This window comes from Streptomyces fuscichromogenes, from assembly GCF_014645815.1.
Taxonomy (GTDB): domain Bacteria; phylum Actinomycetota; class Actinomycetes; order Streptomycetales; family Streptomycetaceae; genus Streptomyces; species Streptomyces fuscichromogenes.
In genome coordinates, this window is the sequence record NZ_BMML01000001.1 from 271,295 (window position 1) to 292,527 (window position 21,233).

Genomic DNA, 21,233 nt, shown 5'->3' on the forward strand with positions numbered 1-21,233 from the left:
TTTCGAACGCCAGTACCCAGGCACGATACGACGGCGCCCCCGCCCTGAGAAACAGGAACGGGGGCGCCGGCCGCCGGGGAGGCGTCTGTCACACGTCGAAGTACAGCTCGAACTCGTGCGGGTGCGGACGCAGCTGCAGCGGGGCGATCTCGTTGGTGCGCTTGAAGTCGATCCACGTCTCGATCAGGTCGGGCGTGAAGACGTCACCGGCGAGCAGGAACTCGTGGTCGCGCTCCAGGGAGTCCAGGACGGCCGGGAGGGAGGTCGGGACCTGGGCGACGTTCGCGTGCTCCTCGGGAGCCAGCTCGTAGAGGTCCTTGTCGATCGGCTCGGCCGGCTCGATCTTGTTCTTGATGCCGTCGAGGCCCGCGAGGAGCAGAGCCGAGAAGGCCAGGTACGGGTTGCCGGAGGAGTCGGGCGCGCGGAACTCGACACGCTTGGCCTTCGGGTTCGAACCCGTGATCGGGATACGCATCGCGGCCGAGCGGTTGCGCTGCGAGTACACCAGGTTGATCGGCGCCTCGAAGCCCGGGACCAGACGGTGGTACGAGTTCACCGTCGGGTTGGTGAACGCGAGCAGCGACGGGGCGTGCTTGAGGATGCCGCCGATGTAGTAGCGGGCGATGTCCGACAGGCCCGCGTAGCCGGCCTCGTCGTAGAAGAGCGGGGAGCCCCCGGTCCACAGGGACTGGTGGACGTGCATGCCCGAGCCGTTGTCGCCGAAGATCGGCTTCGGCATGAAGGTCGCGGTCTTGCCGTTGCGCCAGGCCACGTTCTTCACGATGTACTTGAAGAGCTGGAGGTCGTCGGCGGCGGCGAGCAGCGTGTTGAACTTGTAGTTGATCTCCGCCTGGCCGGCGGTGCCCACCTCGTGGTGCTGGCGCTCGACCTGGAGGCCGGACTTGGCCAGCTCCAGGGAGATCTCGGCGCGCAGGTCGGCGAAGTGGTCGACCGGCGGGACCGGGAAGTAGCCGCCCTTGTAGCGGACCTTGTAACCGCGGTTGTCCTCCAGGGCACCGGTGTTCCAGGCGCCGGCCTCGGAGTCGATGTGGTAGAAGGACTCGTTCGCGGAGGTCGCGAAGCGGACGGAGTCGAAGACGTAGAACTCGGCCTCGGGGCCGAAGTACGCGGTGTCGGCGATACCGGTCGACGCGAGGTACGCCTCCGCCTTCTTCGCCACGTTGCGCGGGTCACGGGAGTACTGCTCGCCCGTGATCGGGTCGTGGATGAAGAAGTTGATGTTGAGCGTCTTGTCCCGGCGGAACGAGTCCACCCGGGCGGTCGACAGGTCCGCGCGCAGCGCCATGTCGGACTCGTGGATCGCCTGGAAACCGCGGATCGACGATCCGTCGAAGGCGAGCTCCTCGTCCGGGTCGAACGCCTCGACGGGCAGCGTGAAGTGCTGCATGACGCCCGGCAGGTCGCAGAAACGGACGTCGATGAACTTGACGTCCTCGTCCGCGATGAACTTCTTGGCCTCGTCGGCGTTCTGGAACATCCAGCTCCTCCTACTCCCGGCCGTTCCCGTGCCGGGGTGGTAGTTCGTTCGTGCGGCCAGTGCGGTGGCACACGTTGTCCTCGACACTAGGGACGGGTGATTTCTCGGGCGTGACCCGTTTGTTTCGCTGAAGTTAACCGACTTCGGTTCCACCGTAGCCCGTGGCACCCCGCCGACCCAGGGCCCCGGCCGGGCCCAGTACCGTGGACGGGTGGACAACAGGCAAGCAATCGGATCGTGGCTCTCCGGACCCCGTGCGGCCATGGAAGAGGCCGGTGCGGAGTTCGGGTACCGGGGCGAGCAGCTGGGTCTGCCCGAGGACGGACCGGGCTCCATCGCCCGTCCGGGGCGGCGGCTCGGTGCGCTGGTCGTGGACTGGGCGCTGTGCGTGTTGATCGCATACGGCCTGATCACCGACGGCTACACCCCGGCGACCGGCAACTGGGCCCTGCTCGTCTTCCTCGCCCTGGGCGTCCTGACGGTCGGTACGCTCGGGTTCACGCCGGGTAAGCGGCTGTTCCGGCTGCGGGTGGTCGGCGTCGACACCGGCCGCGTGCAGCCGCTGCGCGCACTGGCCCGCACGGTGCTGCTGTGCCTCGCGATCCCGGCGCTGGTCTGGGACCGGGACGGCAGGGGCCTGCACGACCGGCTGGCGAAGACCGTAGAGGTGCGTATGTAGGTGCGGGTCACATAGCTGCGGGCAGGCGTGCCGCAGGGCGGCACGGGTGGGCGCTGGGGGTCCCCCCGGCCGAAGGCTGGGGGAGGCACCCGGCAAGCGCCGGTGAGCGTCCCCACCCCCGGCCCGCCCCCACCCCGGCTCACCTCCTCCGCAGTACCCGCGCCAGTACCTCCCGCAGCTCTCCCTCCGGGTCGGGGACCGCGCCCTCCGAGCGCCATGCCACGAACCCGTCCGGCCGCACCAGCACCGCCCCGTCCGCCGTCGTACCGTGCGCGGCCGCCCAGTCGCCGCCCTCCGCGTCGTACACGAGATCGGCCGCGGACCCCGCCGCCCCGACGCGGTACGTGTCCAGCCGCAGCCGCTCCGTGTCCGCGATCCGCCGCGCCGCCGCATGCCAGGCCGCGCCCCCGGCCGAGTCCGCGTCGCTCAGCAGCACCAGTGAGCGCTCGTAGAGGTCGAGCGTGGACACCCGCTGCCCCTCCCGGCGCACCCACAGGTGCGGCGCCCGGCTGCCCGGCTGGCCGGTGAGGTTCATCCCGTCGGGTACCAGCGGGTGCTCCGGGTCGGCCCCGATGACCGCCCCCTTCGGGTACCGGTAGCCGAGGACGATGTTGAGGATGCCGCCCCGCTTGCCCGCGCCGATGCCGGGGGCCGGCGCGAAGCCGGGGTGGCTGTGCTCGACGGAGCGGGCGGAGGCGCGGGCGCTGGTGGCGTGGGCGACCGGGCGGCGTTCGGCGTCGTAGGAGTCCAGGAGCCCCGGGCCGGCCCAGCCGTCGAGCACCGCCGCCAGCTTCCAGGCCAGGTTGTGGGCGTCCTGGATGCCGGTGTTGGAGCCGAAGGCCCCGGTCGGGGACATCTCGTGCGCGGAGTCGCCGGCCAGGAAGACCCGCCCGGACGAGTACCGTTCGGCGACCCGTTCGGCCGCCCGCCAGGACGCGCGGCCGGTGATCTCGACATCGAGGCCGGGGACGCCGACCGCCCGGCGGATGTGCCGGGTGAGCCGCTCCTCCGTGAACTCGTCGAGGGTCTCGCCGCGTTCGGGATGCCAGGGCGCGTGGAAGACCCAGCGCTCCTTGTTGTCGACGGGGAGCAGGGCGCCGTCCGCCTCCGGGTCGGTCAGGTAGCAGCAGATGAAGCGGCGGTCGCCGACCGTGTTCTGGAGCAGCTTGGAGCGGAAGGTGATGCTGACGTTCGCGAACAGGTCGCCGGGACCCTCCTGGCCGATGCCGAGCCGGCCGCGGACCGGGGAGCGCGGCCCGTCGGCCGCGACCAGGTAGTCCGCACGGACGGTGTACATCCGGTCGGAGTCACGGTCACGGACGTACGCCGTCACTCCTTCGGGGCCCTGCTCGAAGGACTCCATCTCGTGGAAGTAGCGCAGCTCGCCGGTGAGGGACTCGGCCGCCCGGCGGAGCACCGGTTCGAGGTCGTTCTGGCTGCACAGGCACCAGCCCGTCGGGCTGAACCTCGCCAGTCCGCCGCCGGGATCGATCTCCTTGAACAGCCACTCGCCGGCGTCGCCGACCAGCGTCGGGGTCTGCAGGATGCCGTGGTTGTCGGCGAGCAGGGAGGCCGCGGCCTTGATGTCCGGCTCGATGCCCGCTCTCCGGAACAGCTCCATCGTCCGCACGTTGTTGCCCCGGCCACGTGGGTGGATCGAGGTCCCGGAGTGTCTCTCGACGAGCATGTGGCGGACGCCGAGACGGCCCAGGAAGAGGGACATGGACAGGCCCACGAGGGAGCCGCCCACCACGAGGACGGGGACCTGGTGATCGGTTCGCTGCTGCATCGGGCACTCCAGAGGCGGGTGTTGGTGCGTCAGGTGCGTCGAAACGTCCATGCCCCGTCCGGACCCCTCCCGGAGGGGTTCCGCGTGCTCAATCACCCACCTGGTTCACGCGAGTCGCGCGCATCCGAGGACCGGCACAGGATCAAGAAGCGCTGACGCCGCGTCATCGGCGAAGGCGCAGGCCGCTGCCCCAGCGAAGGAGATGTGCGAAGCATGACGACGATCTCGGAAAAGGTTTCGGAAAAGCCGACCCGAACGACCCGCCCGGTGTCGACACGGGTCTCCCAGTCCGTCTTCGACGGCGCCCGGCTCCGGGTCGTCCTGCTGGTGGAGGTCTACGACGGCGCGCAGCAGCAGTTCCTGGAGGCCTACGAGCAGCTGTGCAGCCAGGTCGCCAAGGTGCCCGGCCACGTCAGCGACCAGCTCTGCCAGTCGATCGAGAACCCCTCGCAGTGGCTGATCACCAGCGAGTGGGAGAGCGCCCCGCCGTTCCTCGCCTGGGTGAACAGCGAGGAGCACGTGGAGATGGTGAAGCCGCTGCACAACTGCGTCCGCGACACCCGCTCGCTCCGCTTCCACGTCGTACGGGAGACCGGCGGCCCGTCGGCGGACGCCGAACGCGTCCTTCAGGCCCACCCCCGGATGGGCGACGGCGTGATCCGCCACGCGCTCACCTTCACGGTCCGGCCGGGCAGCGAGGCCGAGGTCGCGAGGATCCTCGCCGACTACGCCTCGCCCCAGGCGAAGGTCGACGACTCCACCCGGCTCTGCCGTACCTCCCTGTTCATGCACGGAAACCGGGTGGTGCGCGCCATCGAGGTGCGCGGCGAGCTGATGGCCGCCCTGCGCCACGTCGCCCGGCAGCCCGAGGTGCGGGCCGTCGAGGAGGCCATCAACCCCTACCTGGAACAGGACCGCGACCTCGACGACCAGGAGTCCGCACGGGTGTTCTTCACCCGGGCGGCGCTGCCCGCCGTGCACCACGTCGGCGTCGAGGAGCCGGCCGAGGGCGAGCGCCACGCGCTGTACTACCCGGCCCGTCCGGGCTGCGGGATGCGGCTCGCGGAACTGCTCGCCCAGCAGGACGAGGCCGCGGCCGACGACCCGGCGAGCCCGGTGCTGCACAGCACGGTCTTCCAGCGTGACGACGTGGTCGTCCGCCTGGTCGAGCAGCGGCCCGGCACGCCCGCGGACCTCACCCCGGCCCACGCGCTGACCGCCCTGCTGGACGGCGACGCGGTCCGGATGGAGCTCATCACCGACCGCCGCTCGCCGGACGCCTGACCCTTCACCGTCGCATCACCCCCACGGAGGAACGCAGACATGCAGCCCATTCCGAAGATCGTGGACCTCAGCGAGGTCGAGCCCAACACCCGGCGCGGCGGCGATCTGCGCGCCATGCTCACCCCGGCCACGGTGGGTTCCACCAGCGGTTTCATGGGTGTGGCCATCGTGCAGCCCGGCGACCGCATCGCCGAGCACTACCACCCGTACTCCGAGGAGTTCGTGTACGTCGTGTGCGGCGACATGGAGGTCGACCTGGACGGCGAACCGCACCCGCTGCGGCCCGAGCAGGGCCTGATGATCCCCATCAACATGAAGCACCGCTTCCGCAACGTGGGCAATGTCGAGGCCCGGATCGTCTTCCACCTCGGCCCGCTGGCCCCGCGCCCGAGCCAGGGCCACGTCGACACCGAGGAGACGGAAGCCGTCGCCGTGGGGCAGGTCCGGTCGTGACCCGGCGCGTGGCGGTTACGGGCATAGGCATCGTGGCTCCGGGGGGTGTGGGCGTACCGGCGTTCTGGGATCTGCTCGCCTCGGGCCGGACCGCGACGCGCGGCATCACCTTCTTCGACCCCTCGGGCCTCAGGTCGCGGATCGCCGCCGAGTGCGACTTCGACCCGGCGGCGCACGGCCTGGACGCCGAGGAGATCGAACGGGCGGACCGGTACATACAGTTCGCCCTGGTCGCCGGCGACGAGGCGGTCCGGGACTCCGGGCTCGACCTCGGCCGGGAGGACCCCTGGCGGATCGGGGTCTCCCTGGGCACGGCGGTCGGCGGCACCACCCGCCTGGAGCACGACTACGTCCTGGTGAGCGGCGCCGGACAGCGCTGGGACGTGGACCACCGGCAGGCCCAGCCCCAGCTGCACCGGGCGTTCTCCCCGAGCACCCTGGCCTCCGCGGTGGCGGAACGTTTCGGCGCCCAGGGTCCGGTCCAGACCGTCTCCACCGGCTGCACCTCCGGCCTGGACGCCGTCGGCTACGCCTTCCACACCGTCCAGGAGGGCCGCGCCGACATCTGCATCGCCGGTGCCTCGGACTCCCCGATCTCACCGATCACCATGGCCTGCTTCGACGCGATCAAGGCCACCTCCCCCAACAACGACGACCCCGAGCACGCCTCCCGGCCCTTCGACAACCGCCGCGACGGGTTCGTCATGGGCGAGGGCGGCGCGGTGCTCGTCCTGGAGGAGCTGGAGCACGCCAAGGCCCGCGGCGCGCACATCTACTGCCAGCTCGACGGCTACGCCACCTTCGGCAACGCCTACCACATGACCGGTCTCACCAGCGAGGGCCTGGAGATGGCCCGCGCCATCGAGACCGCCCTGGACCACGCCCGCCTCGACCCCACCGCCATCGACTACGTCAACGCGCACGGCTCCGGCACCCGGCAGAACGACCGCCACGAGACCGCCGCCGTGAAGAAGGCGCTCGGACAGCACGCGTACAGCACGCCCATGAGCTCCATCAAGTCCATGGTGGGCCACTCGCTCGGTGCGATCGGCGCCATCGAGGTCGTCGCCTGTGTGCTCGCCCTGGCCCACCAGGTCGTCCCGCCCACCGCGAACTACGAGACCCCCGACCCCGAGTGCGACCTCGACTACGTGCCGCGGGTCGCCCGCGAACGGAAGCTCGGCGGCGTCCTGTCCGTGGGCAGCGGGTTCGGCGGCTTCCAGTCCGCGGTGATCCTGACCCGGCAGAGAGGACGGACACGATGAGCGAACCCCGTTCCCGCCGGGCGGCCGTCACCGGCATCGGTGTCGTCGCGCCCAACGGAACCAGCACCGACACCTTCTGGAAATCCGTCCAGGAGGGACGCAACGTCCTCGACAAGGTGACCCGTGAGGGCTGCGAGCACCTGCCCATGAAGGTGGCCGGCGAGGTCCGCGACTTCGACCCCGCGGCCGCCGTCGAGGAACGCCTCATCGTCCAGACCGACCGCTTCACGCACTTCGCGATGGCCGCGGCCGACCTGGCACTGGAGGACGCCCGGCTCGGCCGCGCCGACACCGACGGCTCGCCGTTCGACATCGGCGTGGTCACCGCGGCCGGCTCCGGAGGCGGCGAGTTCGGCCAGCGCGAACTCCAGCAGCTCTGGGGCAAGGGCAGCCGGTTCGTCGGCCCCTACCAGTCCATCGCCTGGTTCTACGCGGCCAGCACCGGCCAGATCTCCATCCGGCGCGGCTTCAAGGGCCCCTGCTCGGTGGTCGCCGCCGACGAGGCCGGCGGCCTGGACGCCCTCGCCCATGCCGCCCGTGCGGTCCGCCGCGGTACGGACGTCATCGTGGCCGGCTCCACCGAGGCACCGATAGCTCCCTACTCGGTGGTCTGCCAGCTCGGCTACGAGGAGCTCAGCCGGGAGACCGACCCGGCCCGCGCCTACCGCCCGTTCACCGAGCAGGCCTGCGGGTTCGTGCCGGCCGAGGGCGGCGCCATGCTCGTTATCGAGGACACCGGCTCGGCCCGCCGGCGCGGGCTGCCGGTACGCGCCACCCTCGACGGCCACGCGTCGACCTTCACCGGGGCCTCCCGCTGGGCCGAGTCCCGGGCCGGGCTCGCCCAGGCGATCCGCGGGGCGCTGGCCGAGGCCGGCTGCGCCCCCGAGGAGGTCGACGTGGTCTTCGCCGACGCCCTCGGCGTGCCCGAGGCCGACCGGGCGGAGGCGCTGGCCATCACCGACGTCCTCGGCGCCCACGGCAGGCGGGTGCCGGTCACCGCGCCCAAGACCGGGATCGGCCGCGGCTACTGCGCGGCCCCCGTCCTCGACACCGCCGCCGCGGTGCTGGCCATGGAGCACGGGCTGATCCCGCCGACCCCGGGCGTCTTCGACATCTGCCACGACCTCGACCTCGTGACCGGCAGCGCCCGTGCCGCGCGGCCACGCACGGCACTGGTGCTCAGCCGGGGCCTCATGGGGTCGAACTCGGCGCTCGTGCTGCGCCACGGCGCGGCCGAGTGAGTCGAACACACCAGCTGCCCCCGGCAGCGAAGCAGAAGGAGTTCCTATGAGCATCACCGTGGACGAACTGTCCGAACTCATGAAGAAGGCCGCCGGCGTCACCGTCTCCCCGGCCGACCTCCAGGACCGGGCCGACAGCGGCTTCGACGTCCTCGGCGTCGACTCGCTCGGCCTGCTCGGCATCGTCGGCGAGCTGGAGAACCGGCACGGTGTGCCGATGCCGGTCGACGCCGAGCGGTGCAGGACGCCCCGCCAGTTCCTCGACCTCGTCAACAGCGCCATGCCCGCGGGAGCCTGACATGACCGGACACACCCAGAACGAGATCACCATCGCGGCGCCCGTCGACCTGGTCTGGGACATGACCAACGACGTGGCCAACTGGCCCCAGCTGTTCAGCGAGTACGCCTCCGCCGAGATCCTCGAAGAGGTGGGGAACAAGGTCACCTTCCGGCTGACCATGCACCCCGACGAGAACGGCAAGGTGTGGAGCTGGGTCTCCGAGCGCGAGGCGGACCGCCGCAACCTCCGCGTCAAGGCCCGCCGGGTCGAGACCGGCCCGTTCGCCCACATGGACATCCTCTGGCGGTACGAGGAGGTCCCCGCCGGCACCCGGATGACCTGGACCCAGGACTTCGCGATGAAGCCGGAGGCCCCCGTCGACGACGACTGGATGACCGACAACATCAACAAGAACTCCAAGATCCAGCTGGGCCTGATCCGCGACAAGATCGAGAAGGCCGCCACCGGCCGACGCCCCGATCCGGCCCTCGCCGACTGAACCGGCCGCCAGGAAGACAGGAACGGAGAGACACGTGCACCAGGCCCTGATCGTCGCCCGTATGGCACCGGGCTCCGCCCCCGACATCGCGAAGGTGTTCGCGGAGTCCGACCGGGGAGAGCTGCCGCACCTCGTCGGGGTCACCCGGCGCAGCCTCTTCCAGTTCGGTGATGTGTACATGCACCTCATCGAGTCCGAGCGCGAGCCGGGACCGGCCATCGCCAAGATCACCTCGCACCCCGAGTTCAGGGACGTCAGCGACCGTCTCACGGCGTACGTCAGCGCGTACGACCCGGAGACCTGGCGTTCCCCGAAGGACGCGATGGCCCAGCGCTTCTATCTCTGGGAGCGCGACGGCGGCGCGTGAACCCGCGTACCGCCGTACGCCGACGGTGCCGGACCCGCGTACGACGCGGGCCCGGCACCGGCGTGTGCCGGGCGACCGGCGTCAGACGGGCACCGTGCAGTCGAAGGCGTGCAGGTACGGGTTGACCGGCCGGATGTCGTTGACGCTCAGGCCCGCCTCCGTCAGCCGGCGCACCATGCTGTCGGTGGTGTGCTTGGCCCCGCCGACGTTCAGCAGGAGCAGCAGGTCCATCGCGGTGCTGAACCGCATCGACGGGGTGTCGTCGACCAGGTTCTCGATGACCACCACCCGGGCCCCGGGCCCGCCCGCCGCGGTCACGTTGGCGAGCAGCCGCGCGGTGGACTCGTCGTCCCACTCCAGGATGTTCTTGATGACGTAGACGTCCGAGTCGACCGGCACGGCCTCCCGGATGTCACCGGGCACGATGCTCGCCCGGTCCGCGAGGTCGCCGCCCTCGCGCAGCCGGGGCAGCGCCTTCTCCACCACCTTGGGCAGATCCAGCAGGTAGCCCTTCATCGCCGGGTACTTGTCCAGCAGGCTGGCCACCACGTGCCCCTGCCCGCCGCCGAGGTCCGCGACCGAGCGGCTCCCGGACAGGTCGAGCAGCGCGGCGACCTCCCGGGCCGACTGCTCGCTGGAGGTGGTCATCGCCCGGTTGAAGACGTCCGCCGACTCCGGCGCGTCCTCGTTCAGATAGACGAAGAACTCCTTGCCGTAGAGATCCTCGACGACGTTACGGCCGCTCTTCACGGCCTCGTCGAGCATCGGCCAGGCGTCCCAGGTCCACGGCTCGGTGCACCACAGGGCGATGTAGCGCAGGCTGTGCGGGTCGTCCTCGCGCAGCAGCCGGGAGGTGTCGGTGTGGGCGAACGTCCCGTCCGGCCGCTCGGCGAAGACGCCGTAGCAGGACAGGGCGCGCAGCAGCCGGCGCAGCGGCTTGGGGTCGGTCCTCACCGCGGACGCCAGGCTCTCCACGGTCATGGGTGCGTCCCCGAGCGCGTCGGCGACGCGCAGCCGGGCGGCCGCGCGGACGGCGGCGGCACAGGCCGCCCCGAACACGAGCTCGCGCAGCCGCATCGACGGCGGCGGAGCGTCCGCTGCCGGCCTCTCGGCCGACGTCGGGAGGTCGCGTGCTGGTGCGGTCATGTGCCGCCTTCCTTCCGTGTGGGGTGTCGCAGGGCCGTCAGGTCAGCACAGGCCCGCGGGCTTGGACTTCTTGCAGGTGTTCTGCTTGAAGCTGTTCCCGTGCTTGGTGGCTTCCTGGTTGACCAGGTCGGCGGGGGCGTTGCCCGACAGCTTGTTGCGGGTGATCTGGTTCTTGTCGCTGGAGACGCCCACGAAGCTCTTGAAGACCACGACACCGCCCGACAGCGGGGACTTGCCGGAGTTGCCGGTGACCGTGTTGCCGGTGACCAGGGTGTCCTCGGTGCCGGTCAGGACGATGCCGATGCCCTGGAGGAAGGCCAGCCGGGCGGTCTTCTTGCAGTACTTGTTGTTCTTGACGACCTTGTTGTCGGCGACGGTCAGGTGACCGGCCTTCGGCTTGTTCTCGTCGCCGACGACGAACACGCCCGCGCAGTTCCCGGTCACCGTGTTGTCGGAGACGGTGAGGTTGCGCAGCCGGCGGACGGTGACGCCGATCCGGTTGCCCTCCAGGCGGTTGTGCTCGACGACCGTGCCGCCGGTGTCGACCGCGCCCTTCTCCGTGGTGACGGAGTTGGCGAGGAAGATGCCCGCGTCGCCGTTGTTGCGGGCCACGTTGTACCGGTACGTGCTGTGCACCGAGCGCTCCTCGGCGAGGCCCCACTGCCCGTTCTTCACGGCTTCCACGCCGTGCACGTGCAGGTTGGCCGCGCCCACGGCCATGACGCCGATCCGGGAGAACCCGGTCACGGTCATGCGGGCGATGGTGACGTCCTCGACGGGCTGCTTCTTGGCGCCGACCACGCAGATGCCGTTGCCCATCTCGGCGCAGGACTTCTGGGCGGCCTTCTTCGCGCTGCTCTTCACCTTCTTGCCCGGCTTGAGCACGGTGTCCGGGCCCGCGCCGCGCAGCGTGAGGCCGGGCGTGGTCACCTTGACGCTCTCGTGGTAGGTGCCGGCCGCGAGGAGGACCGTGTCGCCGGGCTGGGCGGCGTCGACCGCCTTCTGGATGGACTCACCCGGGTGCACCTGGAGAACGCGATGCGAGGCGGTCGCCGGAGCGGCGCCGATGAGGGAGCCGCACAGGGCGGCTGCACAGGCGAGGTATGCGATATGGCGTTTTGTCACATTTGAGAGGTTAGGAGCGGATGACCCGACAACCCGCCTGATGCTCCGTTCGGCGGCGTGTCACGGTCGCGAAGGCCGCACGCGCACAGGTAAGTGGAAAATCCGGTGGAGCGAGTGGGCCGCGGCCGATTCGTCCGCCGTCGAACCGGCGGGCAGGCAGTGGTCCTACGACGATGGGGGCGCCCGGAGTGATCCGGGCGCCCCCATCGTCGCAGCAGTGGTCGGGGAGGTGGGCTCAGCGGGCCTTGCCGCCGCCGCCCTTCGGCATCCGCATGCCCCGCGGCATCGGACCCTTCGGCAATGGCATGTTGGACATCAGGTCGCCCATCGCCCGCAGCCGGTCGTTGGTCGTCGTCACCTGGGGGCCGGTCAGTACGCGGGGGAACTTGAGCATCGTGGTGCGCAGCTTCTTCAGCCCGACCTGGCCCTCGCCCGTGCCCACGATCACGTCGTGCACCGGCACGTCGGCCACGATCCGGGCCATCTTCTTCTTCTCGGCGGCCAGCAGGGTCTTCACCCGGTTCGGGTTGCCCTCGGCGACCAGGACGATGCCGGCCTTGCCGACCGCCCGGTGCACCACGTCCTGGCTGCGGTTCATCGCCACCGCCGGCGTCGTCGTCCAGCCCCGCCCGATGTTGTCCAGAACGGCTGCCGCAGCGCCCGGCTGGCCCTCCATCTGGCCGAAGGCCGCCCGCTCGGCCCGTCGGCCGAAGACGATCGCCGTCGCGAGGAAGGCGAGCAGCAGGCCCAGGATGCCCAGATAGACCGGGTGGCCGATCAGGAAGCCGATCACGAGGAAGACAGCAAGGGTGCCGAGACCGACACCGGCAAGCACGAGACCGATCATCTTGTCGGCCTTGCGCGTCATCTTGTACGTCAGGACGATCTGCTTCAGTCGTCCCGCATTCGCAGCGTCCGCTGCGGGTTCCTTCCTCGCCATGCCCCGAAGTCTACGTGGCCCCGGGAGTGCCGACGACGGCAGTGCCCCGGCGGAGGCCGCTGAGGGGCGTCAGGAGCGGCCGGCGGCCTGCTCGAGGAAGTGCTGCGCCTCGACCCGGTCCTTGGCGCGACGGCGGTCCTCCAGCACGGAGGTCCAGGCGTTCTGGCGGGCGGTGCGCTGGCCGCCGCTCATGAGGAGCGACTCGACGGCGCGCAGTGCGTCGGTGAAGGACGGGATCGCGGTGGCGCGAACGGGCGCGGCCTGCATGGTGGAGGTCCCCCCTCGAAGTGGGTGTACGTGCTGTGATACCAGGGTCACTGTTCGGTGTTACCAGGGCGTGACCGACCGGTCAAACGCCAATGAAGCCTTGACGCGCGGGCCCGGAACGCGGCCGCGGTCCTGACGTACGCCCTCATCAGCGAGGACGGTCAGGACCGCAGCCATTCGGTCATTACTGGTCGGTAATAGTTTGTGCGTGAATTCACACGCGCGGCGGCCGGGTCTTCCCGGCCGTCAGACCGCCTGTGCGGCGATGAACGTGCCCCGCTTCTCGACGGCCATCTGGTACAGGCGGCCGGCGCGGTACGAGGACCGGACGAGCGGGCCGGACATGACGCCGGAGAAACCGATCTGCTCGGCCTCCTCCTTCAGCTCCACGAACTCCTGCGGCTTGACCCAGCGCTCCACGGGGTGGTGCCGCACGCTCGGGCGCAGGTACTGCGTGATGGTGACCAGCTCGCAGCCGGCCTCGTGCAGCTGGCGCAGCGCCTCGCCGACCTCCTCGCGGGTCTCGCCCATGCCGAGGATGAGGTTGGACTTGGTGACCAGGCCGAAGTCGCGGGCGGCCGTGATGACCTTGAGCGAGCGCTCGTAGCGGAAGCCGGGGCGGATCCGCTTGAAGATCCGGGGCACGGTCTCGACGTTGTGCGCGAAGACCTCGGGGCGCGAGGAGAAGACCTCGGCGAGCTGCTCGGGGACCGCGTTGAAGTCGGGGGCGAGGAGCTCGACCTTGGTACGGCCGGCCTCGCGGCCCGCCGTCTGCGCGTGGATCTGGCGGACCGTCTCCGCGTACAGCCAGGCGCCGCCGTCCGCGAGGTCGTCACGGGCGACGCCGGTGATAGTCGCGTAGTTCAGGTCCATGGTGACCACGGACTCGCCCACCCGGCGCGGCTCGTCGCGGTCCAGCGCCTCGGGCTTGCCGGTGTCGATCTGGCAGAAGTCGCAGCGCCGGGTGCACTGGTCGCCGCCGATGAGGAAGGTCGCCTCGCGGTCCTCCCAGCACTCGTAGATGTTGGGGCAGCCGGCTTCCTGGCACACCGTGTGCAGGCCCTCGCTCTTCACGAGGTTCTGCATCTTCGTGTACTCGGGGCCCATTTTCGCCCGCGTCTTGATCCACTCGGGCTTGCGCTCGATGGGGGTCTCGGCGTTGCGGACCTCCAGGCGCAGCATCTTGCGTCCGTCGGGTGAGACTGCGGACACGACCGGCTCCCTAGCGATTGATTCTTCGGCGACCTTCAGGGTACGCCCGTTGATTTGAATGCCCGGTGTGGGTGCTGGCCCCCTGGGGGCTGCCGCCCCCAGACCCCCGATTCGGCCTGAACGGCCTCGTCCTCAAACGCCGGACGGGCTGACGGATGCCGGCGCCTTCTCGATCACCCTCGGCTTGAGTTCCGCGTTCTCCAGGACGTCCCTCAGGTGCCGTTCCGCCACCGGCAGCACCTCCTCGATCGTCACGTTCCGGCCCAGCTCGGCCGCGAGGGAGGCGACGCCCGCGTCCCGGATGCCGCACGGGATGATCCGGTCGAACCACTTGTTGTCCGGGTTCACGTTGAGGGCGAAACCGTGCATGGTCACGCCCTTGGCCACCCGGATGCCGATCGCGGCGATCTTGCGGTCCTCGCGGCGCTGGCCGGCGTTGGAGGGCGCGTACTCCGGGCCGTTGAGGCGCGGGTCGAACTCCTCGTCCGTCAGCCGGGGGTCGAGGTCCAGGGAGAGCCCTCCCCCGGCCTCCGGCCGGGGGGACCCCCAGGCCTGCGGCCGCTGCTCCACCGGGTCGCCGAGCACCCACACCCCGCTGCGCCCCTCGACCCGGCTGGTCTCCAGGCCGAACTCGGCGCAGACCCGGATCAGCGCCTCCTCCAGCCGCCGTACGTGCGCGACCACGTCCACCGGGCGCGGGAGCTTCTGGATCGGGTAGCCCACCAGCTGGCCCGGACCGTGCCAGGTGATCTTGCCGCCGCGGTCCACGTCGATGACCGGGGTGCCGTCGAGGGGGCGCTCGTTGTCCGCGGTGCGGCGGCCCGCCGTGTACACCGGGGGGTGTTCGAGCAGCAGGACCGTGTCGGGCACCTCGTCGGCGAAACGCGCCGCGTGCACCCGGCGCTGCTCGTCCCATGCCTCCTGGTACTCGACGGCGTCCGCGCCGAACCCCATGCGGACGAACCGCAACTCACTCACGGCAAGCGCCTCCCTCGGCGATAAGGCGATAAGTGTGTCAGGCACATAACGCGCCCAAGCCACTGTACGTCCGGCCGTCGCGCGTCAGCTCCGGGGTTAATCCTCACACGATCGGATGAATGAACGTCGAGATGTGCGATCGGCTGCTCACTCTCCGCTACATTCGCGCCGTCCATGAGCGCCAAAAGGGCTGCTCACCGGCAATCCGGGCACAAGCGACCGAGCTGAGCCAGAAGGCAGGAGACCGCATCCCAGATGACGGACCGACCCGCGCAGCGCACCCCCAACCGTCAGCTCGCCGCGCTCATCGCAGAAGCGGGGTTCTCCAACGCGGGTCTGGCCCGTCGCGTCGACCAACTCGGCCTCGAACACGGGCTGGATCTCAGATACGACAAGACGTCGGTCACCCGGTGGCTGCGCGGCCAGCAGCCCCGGGGCACCACCCCGGCCCTGATCGCCGAGGTCTTCACCCGGCGCCTGGGCCGCCGGCTCACCGCCCAGGACCTCGGCCTCGACGCCTGCGCCCCGGTCTACGCCGGGCTGGAGTTCGCCGCCACCCCCGAGGAGGCCGTCGACATCGTCAGCGGGCTGTGGCGCAAGGACTCCGGCAGCCATGCCGAGCTCCGCAAGATCGCGTTCACCCCGGCCGGGCTGGTCGTGCCCAGCCGGGACTGGCTGATCGGCCGCGCCGACGACAGGGTGGCCCGCGGCGAACCGGCACCGGCACCGGCGCCGGGGGCCGTCCGGGTGCCGGCGCAGACCCGGTCCGCCGTGTCCAAGCCGGTGCCGCTCGCACCGGTGCGGCCGCGCGGACAGGCCGAGCGCGGGCCCGGCCAGAAGGTGACCGGAGGCGACATCGCCGCGCTCCGCTCGGTCGGCGAACTCTTCCGCTCCCTCGACGACCAGTACGGCGGCGGCCACGCCCGGCAGGCCCTCGTCCGCTACCTGGAGCACGAGTGCGAGCCGATGCTGCGCGGCACGTACGGGGAGCAGACCGGCCGCAGGCTGTTCGGCGCGGCGGCGGACCTGACCCGGCTCGCGGGCTGGACGTCGTACGACATCGCCGCGCACGGCCTCGCCCAGCGCTACTTCGTCCAGTCCCTGCGTCTCGCGCAGGCGGCGGGGGACCGGGCCTACGGCTCCTACGTCCTCGTCACCATGAGCCGCCAGGCGGTCTACCTCGGCCACGGCCGGGAGGCGGTGCAGCTCGCGCGCGTCGCCCAGCAGGGGGTGGGCACGAGCGCCCCGCCGGTCGTGCAGGCGCTGCTGCACGCGGCCGAGGCCCGCGCCCACGGGGTCCTCGGCGAGGTGCGCGCCTGCACCGGCGCGCTGGTCCGCGCGGAACGGGCGCTGGAGGCGGCTCGCCCCGGTGACGAGGTTCCGTACTGGGCCCGCTTCTTCGACGAGGCGCAGCTCGCCGACGAGTTCGGCCACTGCCACCGCGACCTCCAGCAGTTCCGCGCCTCCGCCCAGCACGCCGAACGCTCCCTGCAACTGCGTGCGCCCACCTACGCCCGCAGCCGGCTCTTCTGCCGTGTCGTCCTCGCCACCGCCCGGCTGGGCCTCGGCGAACTCGACCAGGCGTGCGCGCTCGGCGTGGAGGCGGCGGGGGCGGCGGCGGAGATGCGCTCGGTGCGCGCGATCGAGTACGTCAGGGACTTCGAACGCCGCCTGGAGCCGTACAAGGACGCGGCGCCGGTGAAGGGCTACCGCGAGAAGGTCGCCGCCCTGGCCTGACGGTCCGCTGCACGGCGCCGCGACCGGGGAACGCCGCGTGGCTCACCCTCCTTTACGCCGCAACGGCGATCAGCCACGACGGCGCGGTCCGGCGGTGCCGGTTCCTGTCGTCCGGCGGTTGCGGCGCCGTCGTGGCTGGTCGCGCAGTTCCCCGCACCCCTGAAGGGGCGCTATGCGGCTCGGCGTTGCACGGGGTCCGCCCTGTTCAGGGAGCCTGCTGTGCCGAGGTCGGTCAGGAGGGCTGCTGCTGCTCGGTGGGCTGAGTGGAGGGCTCCCTGGACCGTGCTGGTGTCGCGGTGGTCGCCGCAGACGTAGAGGCCGGCGAGGAGGCGGACCGGGCGGCGGAGGTCGTGCGGGGGGCGCATGGCGGGGACGGCCTCGGGGGTGTGGTGGACCGCGAGGGTCTCCCAGCGGCGCGTCGACGTGCCGTAGAGGCGGGAGAGGTGCATGCGGACCGCGGTGTCGATGTCCGAGGGGGGTGTGCCGAGGACGGTGGAGGAGATCAGGGCGCGGCCCTGGGGGGCGCGGCTCGGGTCGATGTTGCTGACGACCGAGGTGTGGGAGACGGGGCCGCCCCGGTCGGCGTCCAGGAGGAGGGACGTTCCGGTGGTGAGGGCCGCCGGCTCGTCGGTCGTGTGGTGGACCACCGTCACCTGATGGAAGTCCGGGACCCGCAGACCGGGGAGGAGTTCGGCGGCGGCTCGGGCGTCGGTCGCCAGGAGGACCGCACGGCAGCGGATCTCGCCGTGGTCCGCGGTCGTCACCGATGTCGTCGAGACCGAGGTGACGCGTACGCCGGTGTGGACCGTGCCGGGTGGCAGCGCGCGGGCGAGGAGGTCGGGGAGGACCTCGGCGCCTCCCTCCGGCACGCACAGCCGCCCGCTCGCGAAGGAGCGCAGGGCGAGGTCCGCGCACCGGCTGGACGTCGTCAGCTCCGGGTCGCAGAGGAGGGCCGCGAGCAGCGGGCGCAGGAAGCCGTCGATCGTCCGGGCGGGCACCCCGCGCTCCGCGAGGGCGTGGGCGGCGGGGAGTTCGGGGCGGGCCAGGATCCGTTCGACGGGGGTGCCCGCGATGCGGCCCAGTGCCGCGCCCAGGCGGGCCTGGTCGACCGCGCCGCCCATCGGCGCCGTCGCCCGGGCCGGCGCCACCGGCAGGCCGCCCCTGGGGGCGCTTGCCAGGGCGCGCACGGCGTACAGTGCGCCCCTCGCGCTTCCCCCACCCGCTGGGGCTCCGGCCCGGTGCCTGCGCCCGTCGCGATGCAGCAGTACGCCGGGCGCGTACCGGCGTAGAACCAGGGCGTCCAGTCCCGGTGCGAGGCGTAGCTCCGGATAGGACGTGGACAGGAGCTGGCCGATCCGGTCCAGCCGGAAGCCGTCGACCTTCTCCGTCGACATACGGCCGCCCGCGTAAGGGGCGGCCTCCAGGACCGCGGTCGTTACTCCTGCGCTGTTCAGCCGATGAGCCGCGGAGAGTCCGGCGATACCGGCTCCCACGATGACGACGTCCGCCTGGTACACGGGCTCATGCACGAGGCCCCTCCTCGATTGCGCGTCCGGTGGAGACGTGATGCCCCCAACAGGCTGCGGGGATACCCGAGTTCGGGTCGAGGGTAGGGCGGTGATCGGTCAATGGCAGTCGCGCATGAACAGGGCACGGTCGCACGCCGGTCGCATACGGTCACACGGGCCGTCAGGCCGCCCGGATCGCGTCCTCGATGCCCGGGAACGCGAAGGTGAACCCCGACTCCAGCAGCCGCTTGGGCACCACCCGTTGGCTGCCCAGCACGTCCCCGGCCAGCTCGCCGAGCGCCGCGCGGAGCACGGGGGAGGGCACCGGGAAGAGCGCCGGGCGGCGCAGCACCCGGGCCATCGCCGCGGTGATCTCACGGTTCGTCAGGGGATCGGGCGCGGTCAGGTTGAAGGGGCCGGTCAGGCCCTCGGTGTCCATCAGGAACCTGATCGCGGCCACCTCGTCGTGCAGCGCGATGAACGACCAGTACTGGCGGCCGTCGCCCAGCCGCCCGCCGAGCCCGGCGCCGAAGAGCGGGAACAGCCGGCCCCAGGCCCCGCCGCCCCGGGCCACGACCAGGCCCGTGCGCGGGAACACCGTCCGCACGCCCGCCTCCCGCGCCGGGGCCGCCGCCTCCTCCCACTCCACGCACAGCGACGGCAGGAAACCGTCCCCGGGCGGGGCGTCCTCGTCCACGACCCGGTCCCCGGTGTCGCCGTAGAAGCCCAGGGCGCTGCCGCTCACGAACACCCGTGGCGGGTCCGGCAGGGCCGCCACGGCCTCGGCGAGCGCGGCCGTGCCGAGCACCCGGCTGTCCCGGATCTCCCGCTTGTAGGCGGCCGTCCAGCGCCGGTCGCCGATCCCGGCCCCGGCGAGGTTCACCACCGCGTCGCAGCCGGCCAGTCCCGCGGTGTCCACGTACTGCCCCGCGGGGTCCCAGCAGACCTCTCCGGCGCCGTGGGCCGCGCGCCGCACCAGGCGCACCACCTCGTGTCCGTCCGCCCGCAGGGACCGCACCAGGGCGCTGCCGATGAGACCGGACGCGCCGGCCACCGCGATACGAGAACGTTCCATGGGTCCCAGCATGCCGGGACCGGCGGCGGAAAACCCGTGGGACCCCGGTGCCGGCCGACTTAGGGTGACCGCATGCCGGATCCGTACATACGCACCGCCCTGCCCGACGACGACGAGGAACTCGCCGCCCTCGACCGCGACACCTGGTCGTATCTGCACGCCGTCCTGCCGCGGCCGCAGCCGCCGTACGACTCCTTCTTCAGCGAGCGCCACACCCCCGAGGACACCCTGGTCGCCGAGGTCGACCGGCGCATCGTCGGCTATGTCCGCCTCGGCCTCGCCTACAAGGTCGCCTCCAACGCGCACGTCCGGCAGATCCAGGGCCTCGCGGTCGCCGAGACGGTCCGTGGCCGCGGCGTGGCGCGGGCGCTGCTGCGGGCGGCGATGGAGGAGGCCCGCCGCCGCGGCGCCCGCCGGATCAGACTCGGCGTCCTCGGGCACAACACCCCGGCGCGCAGGCTCTACGAGTCGGAGGGGTTCGCCGTCGAGGGCGTGCTGCCGGGGGAGTTCCTCCTGGACGGCGAGTACGTCGACGACGTGGTCATGGGCCGGCCGCTGTGACGGCGGCCGCTGCGACGGTGACCGCTGTGACGGCGGCCGCCGTGACCGTCAGGACGTGATCAGGTCGCCCGTGTCCACCGGTGACGTGGCCCTAGCCCCGCGCGCGGCGTCCGAGGCCACCTCGTCGGCGGTCAGCACGTACCCCGTCTCGTCGTCGGACGTGGAGCGGGCGAACACCACGCCGAACACCCTGCCGCCGGTGGTCAGGAGCGGGCCGCCCGAGTTGCCGGGGCGGACCGTGGAGCGGATCGAGTAGATCTCCCGGGTCACCGTGGCGTCGTTGTAGATGTTCTGGCCGGTGGCCCGCACCTTGTTCGCCACCGTGGCCGCCTGGAGGTTCAGGTCGCCGTCCTGCGGATAGCCGGCCACCACCGCGGACTTCCCGCGCGTCGCCGTGGTGTCGAACCGCAGGACGGGCGCCCGCAGCTGCGGCACGTACAGCACCGCCACGTCCCGGTCCGGGTCGAAGAGGACGACCTCCGCGTCGTACGACGGCCCGACCCCGCCGAGCCGCACGGTCGGGTTGTGGATGCCGGCCACCACGTGCGCGTTGGTCATCACGTGCTCCGGCGCGAACACGAACCCGCTGCCCTCGCGGCCCTGGGTGCCGGAGGAACCCTCGATCTTGACCGTGCTGCGCTTGGCCGCGTTCGTGGCGGCCGCGGTGACGTTGTCCCCGGAGGGCTTGGCGACCTGGGCCGTCGACTCGTTCTCGAACGGGTTGAAGACCTGTGGGAAGCCCGCCTCGGTCAGCGCCGAGGTGGCCCGCGAGAACCAGGCCGGCGTGGTGTCCGGCATGGTGTTCTGCACGGCGCCGAGCAGCTTCGAGTCCCGGATCGCGGTCGTCACCACCGGCGACGAGGAGGCGCCGAGGACGCTCGCCGCCACCCAGGACACGATCAGCACCGCCACCGAGTTGGCGACCGCCCCGCCTATCCCGTCGGCCACCCTGAGCGGCCCCCGGTCCAGCTCACGGCGCAGCCGCAGCGCCAGCCGCCCCGCCAGCTCGTGCCCCACCACCCCCGGCACCAGCACCGTCAGCACCGCGACCACCGTCGCCGTCGCCGTCCCGCGCGTGACCAGCTCCATCACCCACGGCAGCACCCACACGCCGATCACCGCGCCGCCCACGAACCCGGCCAGCGAGACACAGCCGGCCACCAGGCCGCGCCGGTAACCGGATGCCGCGTAGACGAGGACCACGAGTACCAGCACCAGGTCGAGCAGGTCCACGGAGCCGCCTTTCTCTCGGTGCCCTTAGTACGGCCCGGACAGGCCCAGTGATCAGTGCACGCCCGCGCGGCCCCCGGGAACCGGCCACGTGTGCGT

At 71.6% G+C, this 21,233-nt stretch carries 21 protein-coding genes; 10 read left to right on the forward strand and 11 right to left on the reverse strand.

The genetic code is table 11. The features are described from left to right. Positions 1–88: 88 nt before the first annotated feature. Entirely contained in the window at positions 89–1,498 is a 1,410-nt protein-coding gene (glnA, locus tag IEZ11_RS01195) for a type I glutamate--ammonia ligase (protein ID WP_189260613.1), read from the reverse strand. A 211-nt stretch (positions 1,499–1,709) separates the two neighbouring features. On the opposite strand from glnA, the gene IEZ11_RS01200 reads away from it, so the two are divergent. After that, positions 1,710–2,177, forward strand: a complete 468-nt coding sequence (locus tag IEZ11_RS01200) for an RDD family protein (RefSeq protein WP_189260614.1) — start codon at positions 1,710–1,712, stop codon at positions 2,175–2,177. A gap of 139 nt (positions 2,178–2,316) precedes the next feature. On the opposite strand, the gene IEZ11_RS01205 is transcribed toward IEZ11_RS01200, so the two are convergent. Beyond that, entirely contained in the window at positions 2,317–3,966 is a 1,650-nt protein-coding gene (locus IEZ11_RS01205; protein ID WP_189260615.1) for an FAD-dependent oxidoreductase, read from the reverse strand. 213 nt (positions 3,967–4,179) lie between these two features. Between IEZ11_RS01205 and IEZ11_RS01210 the strand changes: the two genes are divergently transcribed. From IEZ11_RS01210 to IEZ11_RS01240, 7 genes are read left to right on the forward strand one after another with little or no spacing between them, the layout of a single operon-like run. Beyond that, complete coding sequence (locus IEZ11_RS01210) at positions 4,180–5,250, forward strand: SchA/CurD-like domain-containing protein (protein WP_189260616.1); 1,071 nt, start codon at positions 4,180–4,182, stop codon at positions 5,248–5,250. 39 nt (positions 5,251–5,289) lie between these two features. After that, positions 5,290–5,703 carry a cupin domain-containing protein gene (locus IEZ11_RS01215; RefSeq protein ID WP_189260617.1) on the forward strand — a complete coding sequence of 138 codons (414 nt, stop codon included), beginning with the start codon at positions 5,290–5,292 and terminating at the stop codon, positions 5,701–5,703. Next, positions 5,700–6,968, forward strand: a complete 1,269-nt coding sequence (locus IEZ11_RS01220) for a beta-ketoacyl-[acyl-carrier-protein] synthase family protein (protein ID WP_189260618.1) — start codon at positions 5,700–5,702, stop codon at positions 6,966–6,968. Before IEZ11_RS01215 ends, IEZ11_RS01220 begins: the two co-directional genes overlap by 4 nt. After that, positions 6,965–8,209 carry a ketosynthase chain-length factor gene (locus IEZ11_RS01225; RefSeq protein WP_189260619.1) on the forward strand — a complete coding sequence of 415 codons (1,245 nt, stop codon included), beginning with the start codon at positions 6,965–6,967 and terminating at the stop codon, positions 8,207–8,209. Before IEZ11_RS01220 ends, IEZ11_RS01225 begins: the two co-directional genes overlap by 4 nt. Before the next feature lie 46 nt (positions 8,210–8,255). After that, positions 8,256–8,507: an acyl carrier protein gene (locus IEZ11_RS01230; protein WP_189260620.1), complete on the forward strand. Its 252-nt coding sequence runs from the start codon at positions 8,256–8,258 to the stop codon at positions 8,505–8,507. A gap of 1 nt (position 8,508) precedes the next feature. After that, the gene (locus tag IEZ11_RS01235; protein WP_189260621.1) at positions 8,509–8,988 is read left to right on the forward strand and encodes an SRPBCC family protein; all 480 of its coding nucleotides are present in this window, start codon (positions 8,509–8,511) and stop codon (positions 8,986–8,988) included. A gap of 34 nt (positions 8,989–9,022) precedes the next feature. Beyond that, positions 9,023–9,355 carry a TcmI family type II polyketide cyclase gene (locus tag IEZ11_RS01240; RefSeq protein WP_189260622.1) on the forward strand — a complete coding sequence of 111 codons (333 nt, stop codon included), beginning with the start codon at positions 9,023–9,025 and terminating at the stop codon, positions 9,353–9,355. 81 nt (positions 9,356–9,436) lie between these two features. Here the strand turns inward: IEZ11_RS01240 and IEZ11_RS01245 are convergent, their stop codons facing one another. The 6 genes from IEZ11_RS01245 to lipB all read right to left on the reverse strand — a co-directional run bounded on the left by IEZ11_RS01245 (position 9,437) and on the right by lipB (position 15,023). Further along, positions 9,437–10,432 (reverse strand): methyltransferase, encoded by a 996-nt coding sequence (locus tag IEZ11_RS01245; RefSeq protein ID WP_189261092.1) that lies wholly within the window; start codon positions 10,430–10,432, stop codon positions 9,437–9,439. Positions 10,433–10,543: 111 nt separating this feature from the next. Next, positions 10,544–11,626 carry a right-handed parallel beta-helix repeat-containing protein gene (locus IEZ11_RS01250; RefSeq protein WP_189260623.1) on the reverse strand — a complete coding sequence of 361 codons (1,083 nt, stop codon included), beginning with the start codon at positions 11,624–11,626 and terminating at the stop codon, positions 10,544–10,546. 235 nt (positions 11,627–11,861) lie between these two features. Then, a complete protein-coding gene (locus tag IEZ11_RS01255; RefSeq protein ID WP_189260624.1) occupies positions 11,862–12,566 on the reverse strand; it encodes a DUF4191 domain-containing protein in 705 nt (234 codons plus the stop codon). A 69-nt stretch (positions 12,567–12,635) separates the two neighbouring features. Beyond that, entirely contained in the window at positions 12,636–12,833 is a 198-nt protein-coding gene (locus IEZ11_RS01260; RefSeq protein WP_089101191.1) for an SCO2195 family GlnR-regulated protein, read from the reverse strand. 246 nt (positions 12,834–13,079) lie between these two features. Beyond that, positions 13,080–14,045 (reverse strand): lipoyl synthase, encoded by a 966-nt coding sequence (lipA, locus tag IEZ11_RS01265; protein WP_189260625.1) that lies wholly within the window; start codon positions 14,043–14,045, stop codon positions 13,080–13,082. Positions 14,046–14,177: 132 nt separating this feature from the next. Next, positions 14,178–15,023 (reverse strand): lipoyl(octanoyl) transferase LipB, encoded by an 846-nt coding sequence (gene lipB, locus IEZ11_RS01270; protein ID WP_189260626.1) that lies wholly within the window; start codon positions 15,021–15,023, stop codon positions 14,178–14,180. A 255-nt stretch (positions 15,024–15,278) separates the two neighbouring features. On the opposite strand from lipB, the gene IEZ11_RS01275 reads away from it, so the two are divergent. Further along, on the forward strand, positions 15,279–16,760 hold the full coding sequence (locus IEZ11_RS01275) for an NsdA family TPR-like regulatory protein (protein ID WP_189260627.1): 1,482 nt from the start codon (positions 15,279–15,281) through the stop codon (positions 16,758–16,760). A gap of 170 nt (positions 16,761–16,930) precedes the next feature. On the opposite strand, the gene IEZ11_RS01280 is transcribed toward IEZ11_RS01275, so the two are convergent. Beyond that, a complete protein-coding gene (locus IEZ11_RS01280) occupies positions 16,931–18,289 on the reverse strand; it encodes an NAD(P)/FAD-dependent oxidoreductase (RefSeq protein ID WP_189260628.1) in 1,359 nt (452 codons plus the stop codon). 160 nt (positions 18,290–18,449) lie between these two features. Then, entirely contained in the window at positions 18,450–19,343 is an 894-nt protein-coding gene (locus IEZ11_RS01285; protein ID WP_189260629.1) for a TIGR01777 family oxidoreductase, read from the reverse strand. A 72-nt stretch (positions 19,344–19,415) separates the two neighbouring features. On the opposite strand from IEZ11_RS01285, the gene IEZ11_RS01290 reads away from it, so the two are divergent. Beyond that, positions 19,416–19,904 (forward strand): GNAT family N-acetyltransferase, encoded by a 489-nt coding sequence (locus tag IEZ11_RS01290; protein WP_189260630.1) that lies wholly within the window; start codon positions 19,416–19,418, stop codon positions 19,902–19,904. Positions 19,905–19,952: 48 nt separating this feature from the next. On the opposite strand, the gene IEZ11_RS01295 is transcribed toward IEZ11_RS01290, so the two are convergent. After that, positions 19,953–21,137 carry a MarP family serine protease gene (locus IEZ11_RS01295; protein ID WP_189260631.1) on the reverse strand — a complete coding sequence of 395 codons (1,185 nt, stop codon included), beginning with the start codon at positions 21,135–21,137 and terminating at the stop codon, positions 19,953–19,955. Positions 21,138–21,233: the final 96 nt, after the last annotated feature.